The organism is Achromobacter sp. F4_2707 (assembly GCF_047501535.1).
In the GTDB taxonomy this organism is placed as follows: Bacteria; Pseudomonadota; Gammaproteobacteria; order Burkholderiales; family Burkholderiaceae_B; genus Yanghanlia.
On sequence record NZ_JAZDRJ010000005.1, the window covers coordinates 58,239 to 70,722 of the forward strand.

Here is a 12,484-nt window from a genome sequence, read left to right on the forward strand (position 1 = left end):
CATCCATGAAATAGGTGCCAGCACCAGACCGGTGGATGCATCCGGCTTTTCGCCCCGTCGGGCTAGATGCTGGCGTAAAAGAATTATGCTCGCCGCATCGCCACCACGTTTTCAACGCGCAATGCGTCCAGGTGGTCGCCCCACGCCTGCATCATCTTCGTTCGCTGGGGTAGATAGCTGGCATGGTTGTACGCCGCTGAAACCTCGTCGCGCTCTTGGTGGGCAAGCTGTAGTTCTATATGCTCATGCGGCCATCCCTGCTCATGCAAAATGGTGGACGCCACACCCCGGAAACCGTGCCCGGTCATTCTGCCCCGGTAGCCCATGCGGTATAGGGCATACAGAACGGTGTTATTGCTCATGTGTGTCGGCTTGCCGGTGTCAGCCGGGAACACGTAAGGCCGCCCGTAGGAAATCCCTTGCAGCTTCTGCAACACCGCCAGCGCCTGCTTACTCAGCGGCACGATATGGGGGGTACGCATCTTCATGCGTTCGGCGGGTATCTCCCACCGCGCCGCGTCTAGGTCAAATTCTTCCCACTTCGCCCCGATCAGTTCCCCCGTGCGCACGAACGTCAGCGCCATGAGTTGCAGGGCCAGCCGGGTATGTTCGCCCCCCACGTAGCCGTCAATATCACGCAGCAATTGCGGAAACTCTTTGGCACTCACGCGGGAATAGTTGCGTTTCTTTCTTGCGGGCAGAATGTCAGACGGCTGTATATCTGCTACCGGGTTGCGCTCAGCAAGGTCATGTGCCACCGCGTACCGCATGATCTGGCTGCACTTCTGTAGCTGGCGCTTGGCAATGTCCAGCGCCCCCCGCGCCTCGATAGCCTTGATACAGTCGCGCACCTTCGCCGCCGTCAGGGCATTGGCCGGGATCGCGCCGATTGCAGGCAGCACATCCAGTTCCAGACGGTGCCACACATCAGCCGCATGTTTTTCAGTCTTGCCCGGCTTCCAATGAGAAAACCATTTTTCGGCCACTGCCTGAAAAGTCATGGTATCGGCCATCTGTTCGGCCTTGCGTTCGGCCATGGGGTCAGTACCCGCCGCCAACACTTCCCGCGCCTCTTGGTGCAGCTTCCGCACTTGAGACAATGACACATCGGGGTATGCCCCGAAACTCATCAGCTTTTCTTTTCCCTCATAGCGGTACTTCCAACGCCACAGGCGCGAACCCTTCTGTGTGACATACAGGAACAGGCCGCCGCCGTCAGGCAGCTTGTAGGGCTTTTCTTGGGGTTTCGCTTGACGGACAGCGGTATCAGTCAGGGCCATGGTGGGGGTATCCAGAATGGGGGTATTCGTCGATACCCCCTAATCTACCCCCACTTGGGGGTAGTTGGCTATACCCTGCCGTATACGCATAGGGACGTAAAAAAACCCGCAATGCCTGTAAACATGCGGGTTTCTATACGTCAATCAACTGCTGTAGACTAATTCTTGGCGGACAGGGTGGGATTCGAACCCACGGTACGCTTGCACGTACGCCTGATTTCGAGTCAGGTACATTCGACCACTCTGCCACCTGTCCGCGAACCTTCGATCATATTGCATGAACAGAATCGAAGACCAAGGAATATAGCAGATTTTTCTGTGTATTGCTTGGGCCATGAGCCCGAACTTGGCGACACATGCTGATTCGGCTGGTTCAGAAGCGTTAACCCGGCTGGTTCAGAAACGCAACGCGATGCCCGGGTGAACCGGGTCGGGGCGGCCAGCGAACACAGCGCGTCGGTTGCCTTTTGAAGCTTTTGAAGGCCATTCCCCAACAATTGTGAAACCGTTTCTGCAGCACAATGGGTCATGTGACCGACAAAGAGGGCTTGCCATGAAGAAATTATTCGTACTTGGGCTGATACTGGGTGCGGGGCTGTTCAGCGCTCCCGCCAAAGCCGATGTGGACGTACACATAGGCATTGGTGTGCCAGGCGTCATCATTGGCACCCATGGCCACCATCACCATCATCACTACCACCCGCCGGTCAGGCACCGCCACTATGGTGCGCCGGTTTATTACTACCCGGACAGAGCCTACCGACACCCCCATAAACATTATCGGGGTAAACATGCGCACCGCCCACACCACGGGCATCACGTGCGCAAGGCCCACCGCCATGGGCCGCCGCCTCATGCCCGCGCTCATGGGCATTGGCACCGGTAAGAAGCTGTCTTGAGGCGTGCAGCCTCTAAAGCAAAAGCCCTGCTCTCATGAACAGGGCTTTTGCATTTCTACAAGGTAAACGCTTTATTCCGCCTTCAAGACTTCCAAGCCACCCATGTACGGATGCAAGGCTTGCGGAATAACCACGCTGCCGTCGGCTTGTTGGCCGTTTTCCAGCACAGCCACCAGCGTGCGCCCAACAGCCAGGCCGGAGCCATTCAGGGTATGCACGTATTCAGGCTTGCCCTTGCCAGCACGGAAGCGGGCTTGCATGCGCCGCGCCTGGAAGGCTTCGCAGTTCGATACCGAAGAAATCTCGCGCCAGGTATTCTGAGCGGGCAGCCAGACTTCAAGGTCGTAAGTCTTGGCGGCGCCAAAACCCATGTCTCCTGCGCACAGGGCCACTACACGGTAAGGGAGTTCCAACGCCTGCAAAACGGCTTCGGCATGGCCGACCATTTCTTCCAGCGCTTCGTAGGACTTTTCCGGATGCACGATCTGCACCATTTCTACCTTGTCGAACTGGTGCTGGCGAATCATGCCGCGCACGTCGCGCCCACCGCTACCTGCTTCGGAACGGAAGCACGGTGTATGCGCCGTCAGGCGGGTAGGCAGCGCTTCCGCGGGCAGAATGGAATCTCGCACAGATGCGGTGAGGGTAATTTCAGAAGTGGAGATCAGATACAACTCTTCGCGATCTTCTTCGCCATCGTCATCGCCCCCCTTGGTCACCCAGAACATGTCATCCTTGAATTTGGGCAATTGGCCGGTACCCATCAGTGTGGAAGCATTGACGATGTAAGGGGTGTAGCACTCCTGGTAACCATGTTTCGTGGTATGCAGGTCGAGCATGAACTGCGCCAAGGCCCGGTGCAAGCGCGCCACCTGAGAACGCAGCATCATGAAGCGCGAACCCGACAACTTGCGGGCGGTTTCAAAATCTAATCCAAGCGGTTCGCCCACGGCCACGTGGTCGCGCACTTCAAAGCCCAGTGCGGGCGGGTTGCCATCCGCGTCGGCCTGCATGCCCGGCGGCAGCCAGCGGCGCACTTCAACGTTGTCTTCTTCCGACAGCCCTTCCGGTACGCTTTCGTGCGGCAGGTTGGGCACCGTTAGCAGCCAGTCGGAAATTTCAGTCTGAATGGCACTCAAGCGCGCTTCGAGCTGCTTGAGTTGCTCAGGAATGGCCTGAGATTCGGCCATGACGGCGGAAGCATCTTCGCCACGGGATTTAAGCTGGCCAATTTGTTTCGCCAAGGCATTGCGCCGCGCCTGCAGCGCTTCGGTTTCCGTCTGAGCAGCCTTGCGCTCAGACTCCAGCCGGTTGAAGCGCTCGGCATCGAAGGACAGCCCGCGCAAGGACAAGGCTTTAACAACGGAAGGGAGGTCTCTGCGCAGCAGGTTCTGGTCTAGCATGGGTCAGCCAAGAAAAGAGTGAAAACACAAGTTATACAAAAGCGGTGCTTCAAGCCAGAGCTGATGCGCCGCAACGGCAGCGGCGCCCTGAGCGCCATATTATGTAGGTGTTGCCTTGCTGGCTCTTGCTTTTAATCACGAGGCCCGCGCCCGGATGATTGCGCATCCAGTTCGCGCAAGAAAGCCAGCTTTTGCTGAATTTTACCTTCCAGGCCACGATCTGTCGGCTCGTAGAATACGGCATCCAGCCCATCGGGGAAATATTGTTCGCCTGCAGCATAGCCGTGGGGCTCATCATGCGCATAGCGATAGCGTCGCCCATAACCCAATTCTTTCATGAGTTTGGTGGGTGCATTACGCAAATGCAAGGGTACAGGCGCACTGCCATGTTGTTCCGCATAGCGGCGGGCGGCCTTGTAAGCGTTGTAGACGGCATTGGATTTCGCCGCGCACGCTAGATACACCACCGCTTGAGCCAACGCCAATTCGCCCTCCGGCGAACCCAGGCGTTCGTAGATGTCTGCAGCATTCAAGGTGAGCTGTGTGGCACGCGGGTCAGCCAGGCCGATATCTTCCACCGCCATGCGCACCAGGCGACGCGATAGGTAGCGCGGGTCAGCCCCGCCATCCAGCATGCGGCTAAACCAATACAGCGATGCGTCCGGGTCAGAGCCGCGTATGGCTTTGTGCAAAGCGCTAATCTGGTCGTAGAACGCCTCGCCCCCTTTGTCGAACCGGCGCAGGCTCTGCGACAAAGCGGTTTCCAGCCATGCTGGGTCAACGACTTCACGCCCGGCATTGCGCGCCGATTCGGCCACAATTTCCATGGCGTTGATCAAACGCCGCGCATCGCCATCGGCCCAGCGCGCTAACTGTTCGCGGGCCGCTGCTTCAAAGCTCAGTGCAGCCTGCCCTTCCTCGGCGTTCATGGTTGCCAAGGCGCGGTCCACCAGCTCGCCCAGTTCCTCGAAACTCAACGCCTGCAGCACATAGACGCGCGCCCGCGACAGCAATGCTGAATTAACTTCGAAAGAAGGGTTTTCCGTGGTGGCGCCAATAAAGGTGAACAGACCGCTTTCTACATAGGGCAGAAACGCATCCTGCTGGGCCTTGTTGAAGCGATGCACTTCATCCACAAATAGAATGGTACGACGCCCTCTGGCTTGGGCCACTTGCGCCGCAACCACGGCGTCGCGGATATCCTTAACCCCGCCCAATACGGCCGATATGGCGATGAACTGAGCGTCGAAGCCTTCGACCATCAAGCGCGCCAGCGTGGTCTTGCCCACGCCCGGCGGCCCCCAGAAAATCATGGAGTGCGGCCGGCCGGATTCAAACGCCACGCGCAACGGCTTACCCGGCCCCAGCAAGTGGGCCTGGCCTACCACTTCGCCCAGCGTACGCGGGCGCATGCGTTCGGCCAACGGAGAATAAGCGAGCGCTTGACTGGCCTGGGCCGGGCCCCCGGCGCCTTCGCCAAACAAATCTTTACTCATCGCCATTGCGGCCTACTGCATCCGTACGACATCTACATCGGCGGGCACGTCGAAAGCAAAAGCATCGGCTGACAGATCTGGGTTAGCAACAATGTTAGTCAGCCCAATGCGGGTGGTCTGCCCGAAAGCATCAAGCAGCTCAAGCCGGCGTGGCATCCCTTCAGCAAAACCAATATCGATATGCGCAAAACCGGCATCACTGCTACGCGGCTTGGCACGCAGCCAGGTCAGGCCATCCCGATCTTGCTGGGGCAAGAGTTCAAACGCTTCTTCAAGGCTGCCTGAGCCAAATAAGATCGCGGCAGGGGAAGCGCCAATCGAGGCATCGACCGGCTTTTCAGTGACTTGTGCCAGATCGGGATCGTATTGCCGGAGCACCTGGCCATCGGACACAACCAGTTGTTCGTAGGGTTGCAGGGTTTCCCAGCGAAAGCGCCCAGGGCGCTGGAAGGCGAATTCGCCTTGCTGAACTTGGCGCTGCTGGCCTTGATCGTCGGCCACCTGCTGGGTGAAGCTGCCAGTGGCAGACTGCACTTGCGCCACAAACCGTTGCAATTGCGCACGTGCATCGGCCGCCAGCGCGGGTGTGCAGGCCACTGCTAGCACGCCGGCTGCTAACCACTTTGCTGCGAATTTAATCATCATCACCTGCCTTCCCCACGGGAACGAGAATTTCACGATTACCATTGGACTGCATGGCCGATACCAGCCCAGACTGCTCCATCTGCTCAAGCAGGCGAGCTGCACGGTTGTAGCCAATGCGCAGATGACGCTGCACAGAAGAAATGGACGCCCGGCGGTTTTTCAGCACGATTTCAACCGCTTGATCGTACAACGGGTCGGATTCTGTATCTGTAAACCCTGTAACAGAACCTACGCCGTCGCCGGTTTCACCCTCACCGCCTTCCAGCAGGCCGTCCACATAGTTGGGCTCGCCCTGCTCTTTGAGAGAATCCACCACGCGGTGCACTTCGTCATCGTGTACGAACGCGCCGTGTACTCGCACCGGCAGGCCCGACCCGGGCGGCATGTAAAGCATATCGCCCAGGCCCAACAGGGTTTCCGCGCCCATTTGATCAAGAATCGTGCGGGAATCCACACGCGACGACACCTGGAAGGCAATGCGCGTAGGAATATTGGCCTTGATCAGGCCGGTGATAACGTCCACGCTGGGGCGTTGGGTGGCAAGTATTAAGTGAATACCGGCAGCCCGTGCCTTTTGCGCCAAACGAGCAATAAGTTCTTCGATTTTCTTACCGACCACCATCATCAGGTCGGCCAGTTCGTCAATCACCACCACAATGAACGGCAGAGTGGTCAGCGGCTCAGGTGCATCGGGTGTGAGCGAAAACGGATTCGGAATGGGCTCTTCGCGCTTCTGCGCTTCGCGAATCTTGGCGTTATAGCCCGCCAGATTACGTACCCCCAGCTTGCTCATCAGGCGGTAGCGTTTTTCCATCTCGGCCACGCACCAGTTCAGGGCGTTGGCGGCCTGCCGCATATCCGTGACCACGGGCGCCAGCAGATGTGGAATACCTTCGTAAACGCTCATTTCCAGCATCTTGGGGTCGATGAGGATGAGGCGCACTTCGCTGGGGTCGGCCTTGTACAACAAGGACAGAATCATGGCGTTAATGCCCACTGACTTACCCGAACCGGTCGTGCCCGCCACGAGCAAGTGAGGCATCTTGGCCAGGTCGGCCACTTGCGGGTTGCCAGCGATATCCTTGCCCAGTGCCAGGGTCAACAACGAAGAATTGGCGTGATACACCTGCGAGCCAATGATTTCCGACAGGCGCACAATCTGCCGCTTGGGGTTGGGCAGTTCCAGCCCCATGAGGTTTTTGCCGGGAATCGTTTCCACCACCCGAATATTGACCAAGCTCAGCGCACGCGCCAGGTCTTTGGCCAGATTCACGATCTGGCTGCCTTTCACGCCGGTGGCCGGCTCGATTTCGTAGCGGGTGATCACCGGCCCGGCCTGAGCGGACACCACGGTGACCCGCACGCCAAAGTCGGACAGCTTTTTCTCGATCAGGCGTGAGGTGTACTCAATCGTGTCGGCGCTGACAGTTTCCACATTGTCGCTAGGTGCGTCCAACAAACTGATAGCGGGAAGATCGCCGCCGCCCAAGTCGGCAGGCATGGCAAACAAAGTGTTCTGTTTTTCTTTTTCCACACGCACCGATTTCGGCACGGATGTAACGGCAGGTTCGATTCGCACAGGCTGCTCGTGAACCAGCTCTTCCTGTTTGGCAACAACGGTTTCCTCGCGTTTGGCCTTGCTGACCTGCCCCACACGCCGGTCATCGCGCGCGGTTTTCAGCTCAACCAGCTTGAGAAACCCCCGTTCAACATACAGCCCTACGCGTTCCGCCACATGCAACCAGGAAAAGCCGAAAAACAGGCTGGCCCCCACAGCAATCAGCACCAGCAGGCCGAGCGTACAACCGGCCAGCCCAAAAGTAGACGCCAGCACATCAGCCAGTAAACGGCCTAACTGGCCACCCGCCCCCGCGGGCAGATCAGCGCCAAGCTGGCGTAGATGCAGAGCTTCAATGCCCATACACCCAATGAATAAGAATGCAAACCCAATTCCGGTTTCCCAACGCACCCTGGGCAACGCTTCTGGAGGGGTCTGCGGTACAGAACCCGTCAGCCGCAGAAAGCCTGCCACCACGCGGTGGGCCAGCAACACCACCCACAGCCAGGTGGAGTAGCCGAAGAGGAATAGTAGAAAATCCGCGACATGCGCACCCAGAATCCCACCCCGATTCTGCGTGACGGCGGAGTGGACGGAGTGCGACCACGCTGGATCAGCGGGATCCCAGGTGCCCAGCACCAGGGCCAACCATGCCGCCAAAGCGGCGAACACGATCCAGCGCGCTTCACGAGCCAGACCAGACAAGCGGGTCTGCAGCGGTGAAGGGCCGTTTCTGACGTTACGGGAGGAGCGCGAAGGAGTAGCAGGTAGCCTAGCCATGTGGGCCATTATAATTGGCTGTTCTTCAAAATTAAGGATGCACTGTAATGACCACACCACGCCATGCCAGAGTTCTCATCCTCGGTTCCGGCCCAGCGGGCTATAGCGCCGCCATTTATGCAGCCCGGGCAAACCTTTCGCCCATGCTGATCACCGGCATGGAACAAGGTGGGCAGCTCATGACAACCACTGACGTGGACAATTGGCCGGCCGATGCCATGGGCGTGCAAGGCCCGGAACTCATGCAGCGTTTTCTGGCTCATGCAGAGCGCTTCAACACGGACATTGTGTTCGACCAAATCACGGAAGTCGATCTCTCCTCTCGCCCGTTCAAACTCAAAGGCGATGGCGGCCAGGAATACACCTGCGACTCTCTCATCATTTCCACAGGGGCTGCCGCCCAGTACCTGGGGCTGCCTTCTGAGCAAGCCTTTATGGGCCGAGGCGTTTCCGGCTGCGCCACTTGCGATGGCTTTTTCTACAAGAATCAGGATGTCATCGTCGTTGGCGGTGGCAATACCGCTGTTGAAGAAGCGCTTTATCTGGCGGGCATCTGCCGCAAGGTCACGCTGGTTCACCGCCGCGACAAGTTCCGCGCCGAGCCCATTCTGGTCGACCGCCTGATGGAAAAGGTCGAGTCCGGCAATATCGAACTCGCGCTTTTCCAGGAACTTGACGAAGTCTTGGGCGATGATTCCGGCGTTACAGGCGTGCGCCTGCGTAACAACCAGACAGGCGAAACCCGCGAGCTAGCCGTGATGGGCGTTTTCATCGCCATTGGCCACAAGCCCAATACTAGCCTGTTCGAGGGCCAGCTCGAAATGGAAGACGGCTACATCATCACGCGCAGCGGCCGCGAGGCTCTGGCTACCATGACATCCGTGCCGGGGGTCTTTGCTGCGGGCGACGTACAGGACAATGTCTACCGCCAGGCCATTACCAGCGCAGGCACCGGTTGCATGGCCGCGCTCGACGCACAGCGATGGCTGGAGAATGCGGCGGAATAAGCTCGGGCTGGCCGATCTAAAGAAACTGAGTCAAGCATCGCAGCCACCCGACACCTCTCCTCCTGCCAAGCCGCAACGCGCGGCGCGCAAGCGGTCACCCTTTCTTCCGCCTTCGTCCGCGCCCTTAACCGGCACGGGCGGCGCTGCTGCGTCTGTCAACCCAGCTAAGCACAGCGCCAAGGCAGTCACACCCAGCCTGTCTGCCCAGCCCGCCGGTGCCGGCCGAGCGCCCTCGCCAGCCTCGTCCGCCGCCCCTGCGTTCCAACTCAGTGAAGCCGACCGCCGGTTGTTTCAAAACGCTGTACGTCACGTAGAGAAAATCAAAGACCCTGGTCGCCTATTGCTGCCACCAACGGCGGTGGAGCACGACAGCATTCTTAAAGAAAGGCGTATGCGGGCTGCCGGCTTAGAAAGCCCTCCACCCAAAAAACGTGCCGCCACACCGCAGGAACGCCCTCAGAAAGCCACCGGCCCTCGCAAACCTCTTTCTGACAGCTACGCTTCTGCCGACCACGATCACGATGACAGCCGTTACCTGAAACCCGGGCACGGCACCCATATCCTCAAAGACCTTAAACGGGGGAAGTGGGCGATCGGGGCCAGCCTGGATTTGCACGGCAGCACACTGGAAGACGCCCGCGAGCGCTTCGAGCGCTTTTTAACTTCGTGCCTGACGCACGATGTAAAGTGCGTGCGCATTGTGCATGGCAAAGGCTATGGTTCCCGCAACGGCGATGCCGTGCTGAAAACCACAGTACGCCGCTGGCTGACACAGGTTGACGAAGTGATTGCTTATATAGAATGTGCGGAAGCCGAAGGGGGTTCGGGTGCGGTGCAGATTCTGTTGAAGTAAAGTTGCCGCTACCCCAACAAAAAACCGGTACGGGCGGGCTCTGACAGTAGACTGCAATAACTAAAGGCCGGCACACCGTGCCGGCCTTTTCGTTCTTTCTATTTCTTATCAGTACCGCTTTTTATTTTTATAGTTATTTTTGTTATACCGATTCAGATCGGTTTTTTGCCCATGCAGAGCCTGTCTCCTCACCTGCATGTTCAGTATTGTGCATGAAACATTCCCAGTACACACCTAGGGAATGCACTAACTCAGAATCCGGCACCGTATACTGCGCAACATCAGCACGCTACCCATCATCTAATCAAGAAGGAGACAACACGGATGGATCTTGCACATCTGTAGAACACAATTATGAACAACGATACACCACTGATTCTGACCGTCGCCCCCAACGGAGCTTACAAAACCCACGCGCAGCACCCAGCCGTACCTCTCACACCAGACGCCTTGGCCGACACCGCCAAGTCATGCCTGGAGGCCGGTGCAGCAATGATCCACATGCATGTGCGCCAACCAGACGGGCGTCACCTGCTAGATGCTCAGGCCTACCAAGAAGCCACTTCCGCCATTCGCCGCGCCGTCGGGCAATCGTTGGTGATTCAGATCACCACCGAAGCCGCACAGATCTACGAGCCCGCCGCTCAAATGGCTGTGGTACGCGATACGCGGCCAGAAGCCGTTTCGGTGGGGCTGCGCGAGCTGCTCAAACCTGATGTGCCTGAGTCTGAACTACACCAATTTTTTTCCTGGCTGGTACAAGAAGCCATCATGACGCAGGTAATTCTGTACGACGAACAGGATGTTGCCAGTTGGCAAAAGCTGCGAGCAGAGGGCGTTATTCCTGAAGGCCCGTGGTTTCTGCTGTTTGTGCTGGGCCGCTATACAGCCGGCCAGAAGTCCAGCCCTACTGATTTGCTACCCTTCCTGAACCAAGACGATGGCCGCTACCCGTGGGCCATGTGCGCGTTCGGCCCGAAGGAAAACGCCTGCGCGATCACGGCTGCCGGCTTGGGCGGCCATGTGCGCGTCGGTTTCGAGAACAATCTGCACCTCAAAGACGGCAGCGTTGCGCCCGATAATGCCGCTCTCGTCGCACAGGTGGTTGAAGGCGCGCAGGCGCTGGGTCGCCCGTTAGCCTCGGCACAAGATATCCGTCAGCTATTTGGCCGGAGCTAATCTTTTCTGTACAGCCATGCGCCCTTTAGGCCCGAGGGGCGCATGCCTGCCCTAGCCTTCCGCCAGCTTAGTCAGCATGGCGAGGTCGGCCTCAGATAAAGCCACACCCAATTCAAGCGATTCACGGCGCTGCCTGTAGCGTCGGTCGCCCGGCAAGCGGGGTTGGCCCGCATCATGCATGGCCTGCACCAGAGCTTCGGCTCGCTGGGCGAAGTTCGCTCCTGCACCACGCGCTGGGTCGATCACAATCAGTAGCTGCCCGGTGCGTGGAGTCTGCGCGCCAGGGTGGTCTGCCCACGAGAACCCGAACGAAAAGTTCCCACCAGTCAACGCTGCAGCCAACAGCTCCACCATCATGGAAAGTGCAGAACCCTTATGGCCGCCAAAAGGGAGCAAGGCGCCGCCATCCAGCATCGCTTGTGGATCACACGTAGGACTGCCCTCACTATCCACCCCCTGGCCGGGCGGCAGTTGACGCCCTTCACGCGCTGCGATCTGGATATCGCCATGCGCCATGGCACTGGTCGCCAAGTCGAACACCAGCGGCTCGCCGCCCGCCCGAGGCGCGGCGAAAGCAATGGGATTGGTGCCAAACAAAGGGTGTTTACCGCCATGTGGCACCACACACGCCATGCTGTTAACGAAGGTCAGTGCCACAAAGCCGTGCCGCGCATACGGCTCAACATCGGGCCACAGGGCTGCAAAGTGGTGAGAATCATGAATGGCCAAAAGCGCAATGCCCTGGCTGCGCACCTTCTCCAGCAAGAGGGGCTGTGCCGCCTGATGCGCCGGCTGTGCAAAGCCGTTGCATGCATCGACAGAAATAAAGCCGGGTGCCGCGTCGGTAACCACCGGCACAGCCTGGCCGTCCACCCAGCCACTGGCCAGGGTGGACACATAGGCGGGCATACGAAACACACCATGACTGTCCGCGCCATCACGCTGCGCATCAGCCACATTGCGCGCCAATATGGCAGCGGCTTCGGCCGATGTGCCATGACGCTCGAATATGCGAGCAAGTAGCGTCCGTAGCGCTTCTACCGGTATACGCACGGTATCTGCCGGTTCCTTTTGACCAGGCATTATTTGATCTTGCATGTCTCCCCCTGACTTTTTGCTATGCCCTGCCCGGCGCTTCCTCCCGGCGGGGCTCACGTTGAATTGTGGCATGCCGACACCATAAACACGAACGGCACGAAGGGCAGATACTCCCTTCGTGCCGTTCGTCAAACCCATTTCTGGGTTTTAAACCAGATGTTCACCTTTGCGCTTGGCTCTGCGGATATCTTTCCACACGCCACGCACCAGTGCTAGCAAGACCAACGCCGACATCACAGGCCACATCAGAACATAAATCGTCAGAATGGTGGTATTCATAAAACTC

Annotated in this window: 11 protein-coding genes and 1 tRNA gene; 3 read left to right on the forward strand and 9 right to left on the reverse strand. The window is 58.5% G+C overall.

Features of this window, described 5'->3' with window-relative positions:
- Positions 1-83: 83 nt before the first annotated feature.
- From VRY85_RS06355 to VRY85_RS06385, 7 genes are all read right to left on the reverse strand, one after another.
- Positions 84-1,280: a tyrosine-type recombinase/integrase gene (locus tag VRY85_RS06355; RefSeq protein WP_414597771.1), complete on the reverse strand. Its 1,197-nt coding sequence runs from the start codon at positions 1,278-1,280 to the stop codon at positions 84-86.
- A gap of 166 nt (positions 1,281-1,446) precedes the next feature.
- Positions 1,447-1,536: transfer RNA gene (locus tag VRY85_RS06360), tRNA-Ser, on the reverse strand.
- Between the two features lie 306 nt (positions 1,537-1,842).
- Positions 1,843-2,073, reverse strand: coding sequence for a hypothetical protein (locus tag VRY85_RS06365; RefSeq protein WP_414597772.1), 231 nt, complete (start codon positions 2,071-2,073; stop codon positions 1,843-1,845).
- Positions 2,074-2,250: 177 nt separating this feature from the next.
- Positions 2,251-3,582: a serine--tRNA ligase gene (serS, locus tag VRY85_RS06370; protein WP_414597773.1), complete on the reverse strand. Its 1,332-nt coding sequence runs from the start codon at positions 3,580-3,582 to the stop codon at positions 2,251-2,253.
- Between the two features lie 131 nt (positions 3,583-3,713).
- Positions 3,714-5,078 (reverse strand): replication-associated recombination protein A, encoded by a 1,365-nt coding sequence (locus tag VRY85_RS06375; protein ID WP_414597774.1) that lies wholly within the window; start codon positions 5,076-5,078, stop codon positions 3,714-3,716.
- Positions 5,079-5,090: 12 nt separating this feature from the next.
- On the reverse strand, positions 5,091-5,723 hold the full coding sequence (gene lolA / locus VRY85_RS06380) for an outer membrane lipoprotein chaperone LolA (RefSeq protein WP_414597775.1): 633 nt from the start codon (positions 5,721-5,723) through the stop codon (positions 5,091-5,093).
- Positions 5,713-8,061, reverse strand: coding sequence for a DNA translocase FtsK (locus tag VRY85_RS06385; protein ID WP_414597776.1), 2,349 nt, complete (start codon positions 8,059-8,061; stop codon positions 5,713-5,715). The genes lolA and VRY85_RS06385 overlap by 11 nt, the downstream gene beginning before the upstream one ends.
- Before the next feature lie 47 nt (positions 8,062-8,108).
- Between VRY85_RS06385 and trxB the strand changes: the two genes are divergently transcribed.
- The 3 genes from trxB to VRY85_RS06400 all read left to right on the forward strand — a co-directional run bounded on the left by trxB (position 8,109) and on the right by VRY85_RS06400 (position 11,100).
- Complete coding sequence (gene trxB / locus VRY85_RS06390) at positions 8,109-9,068, forward strand: thioredoxin-disulfide reductase (RefSeq protein WP_414597777.1); 960 nt, start codon at positions 8,109-8,111, stop codon at positions 9,066-9,068.
- Entirely contained in the window at positions 9,055-9,921 is an 867-nt protein-coding gene (locus VRY85_RS06395; RefSeq protein ID WP_414597778.1) for a Smr/MutS family protein, read from the forward strand. The genes trxB and VRY85_RS06395 overlap by 14 nt, the downstream gene beginning before the upstream one ends.
- A 354-nt stretch (positions 9,922-10,275) precedes the next feature.
- Positions 10,276-11,100, forward strand: coding sequence for a 3-keto-5-aminohexanoate cleavage protein (locus VRY85_RS06400; protein WP_414597779.1), 825 nt, complete (start codon positions 10,276-10,278; stop codon positions 11,098-11,100).
- Between the two features lie 51 nt (positions 11,101-11,151).
- On the opposite strand, the gene VRY85_RS06405 is transcribed toward VRY85_RS06400, so the two are convergent.
- Both VRY85_RS06405 and VRY85_RS06410 read right to left on the reverse strand, forming a co-directional pair.
- Entirely contained in the window at positions 11,152-12,198 is a 1,047-nt protein-coding gene (locus VRY85_RS06405; protein ID WP_414597780.1) for an Ldh family oxidoreductase, read from the reverse strand.
- Positions 12,199-12,345: 147 nt separating this feature from the next.
- Positions 12,346-12,477, reverse strand: coding sequence for a putative transporter small subunit (locus VRY85_RS06410; protein WP_414597781.1), 132 nt, complete (start codon positions 12,475-12,477; stop codon positions 12,346-12,348).
- Positions 12,478-12,484: the final 7 nt, after the last annotated feature.

Excerpts from the sequence above, each read along its gene's own strand:
- VRY85_RS06355 (WP_414597771.1), bottom strand. The coding sequence starts at position 1,280 with ATGGCCCTGACTGATACCGCTGTCCGTCAAGCGAAACCCCAAGAAAAG.
- VRY85_RS06365 (WP_414597772.1), bottom strand. The coding sequence starts at position 2,073 with ATGTTTACCCCGATAATGTTTATGGGGGTGTCGGTAGGCTCTGTCCGG.
- serS (WP_414597773.1), bottom strand. The coding sequence starts at position 3,582 with ATGCTAGACCAGAACCTGCTGCGCAGAGACCTCCCTTCCGTTGTTAAA.
- VRY85_RS06375 (WP_414597774.1), bottom strand. The coding sequence starts at position 5,078 with ATGAGTAAAGATTTGTTTGGCGAAGGCGCCGGGGGCCCGGCCCAGGCC.
- lolA (WP_414597775.1), bottom strand. The coding sequence starts at position 5,723 with ATGATGATTAAATTCGCAGCAAAGTGGTTAGCAGCCGGCGTGCTAGCA.
- VRY85_RS06385 (WP_414597776.1), bottom strand. The coding sequence starts at position 8,061 with ATGGCTAGGCTACCTGCTACTCCTTCGCGCTCCTCCCGTAACGTCAGA.
- trxB (WP_414597777.1), top strand. The coding sequence starts at position 8,109 with ATGACCACACCACGCCATGCCAGAGTTCTCATCCTCGGTTCCGGCCCA.
- VRY85_RS06395 (WP_414597778.1), top strand. The coding sequence starts at position 9,055 with ATGCGGCGGAATAAGCTCGGGCTGGCCGATCTAAAGAAACTGAGTCAA.
- VRY85_RS06400 (WP_414597779.1), top strand. The coding sequence starts at position 10,276 with ATGAACAACGATACACCACTGATTCTGACCGTCGCCCCCAACGGAGCT.
- VRY85_RS06405 (WP_414597780.1), bottom strand. The coding sequence starts at position 12,198 with ATGCAAGATCAAATAATGCCTGGTCAAAAGGAACCGGCAGATACCGTG.
- VRY85_RS06410 (WP_414597781.1), bottom strand. The coding sequence starts at position 12,477 with ATGAATACCACCATTCTGACGATTTATGTTCTGATGTGGCCTGTGATG.